Origin of the sequence: Nocardia noduli (genome assembly GCF_019038455.1) — a bacterium.
Classification (GTDB): Bacteria; Actinomycetota; Actinomycetes; order Mycobacteriales; family Mycobacteriaceae; genus Nocardia; species Nocardia noduli.
In genome coordinates this window covers 1-386 of record NZ_JAFMPL010000322.1, presented here as the reverse complement: position 1 = coordinate 386, position 386 = coordinate 1, and the positions used below count along the sequence as shown (strand labels likewise).

The following is a 386-nucleotide window of genomic DNA, read 5'->3' as shown; positions in this document are numbered from 1 at the left end:
GGGCAGTTTTGCCGTCAGCAGTTTCTTTCCGCTGATGTCGACCCGGCTGTTTGTCGAAATCCTGCGCGAACGCGATGTTCAGGCACAGTGGTTTGATGTACGTAAAGTGATGCGTACCAACGACCGATTTGGTCGTGCAGAGCCAGATGTAGCCGCGCTGGCGGAACTGGCCGCGCTGCAGCTGCTCCCACGCCTCAATGAAGGCTTAGTGATCACCCAGGGATTTATCGGTAGCGAAAATAAAGGTCGTACAACGACGCTTGGCCGTGGAGGCAGCGATTATACGGCAGCCTTGCTGGCGGAGGCTTTACACGCATCTCGTGTTGATATCTGGACCGACGTCCCGGGCATCTACACCACCGATCCACGCGTGGTTTCCGCAGCAA

At 56.7% G+C, this 386-nt stretch carries 1 protein-coding gene; it reads left to right on the top strand.

Going from position 1 to position 386, the window contains the following annotated elements:
• On the top strand, window positions 1-386 hold a 386-nt coding region (locus JZ792_RS41585), incomplete at both ends, for an amino acid kinase family protein (RefSeq protein WP_438804445.1).